This window comes from Klebsiella sp. K47 (assembly GCF_051858335.1).
In the GTDB taxonomy this organism is placed as follows: Bacteria; Pseudomonadota; Gammaproteobacteria; order Enterobacterales; family Enterobacteriaceae; genus Klebsiella; species Klebsiella pneumoniae.
In genome coordinates this window covers 1-372 of the sequence record NZ_JBPYUI010000108.1, presented here as the reverse complement: position 1 = coordinate 372, position 372 = coordinate 1, and the positions used below count along the sequence as shown (strand labels likewise).

Genomic DNA, 372 nt, shown 5'->3' with positions numbered 1-372 from the left:
GGTATTTAAGCGGGGGAATTATGCAGGCAGGACGATTACGGCACCGGGTCACCATTCAGAACTTCACAACATCCAGAACGCCTTCAGGTCAGCCGGTTGAAAAATGGGAAGATGGGAAAACCATCTGGGCCGAGGTTAAGGGGATAAGCGGTCGTGAGCTGTTAGCCGCTGGCGTAGAGCAAGCTGATGCGACAATCCGAGTCTGGATGCGTTTTCGTACAGATATTTCGGCGTCTTCCCGCCTGAAAGTACGCACTGGCCCGTTTAAAGGCGCCGTTCTTAACGTTACCGGGCCTCCGGTTCCGGATATCAAAGGCACCCGGCTGGAAATTCTCTGCAAACAGGGGACCGAAAAATGATTGATGTGAATCT

At 52.7% G+C, this 372-nt stretch carries 1 protein-coding gene; it reads left to right on the top strand.

What is annotated here, in order from left to right; all coding sequences use genetic code 11:
- Positions 1-20: 20 nt before the first annotated feature.
- On the top strand, positions 21-359 hold the full coding sequence (locus RRF55_RS27300; RefSeq protein ID WP_048324979.1) for a phage head closure protein: 339 nt from the start codon (positions 21-23) through the stop codon (positions 357-359).
- Positions 360-372 lie beyond the last annotated feature (13 nt).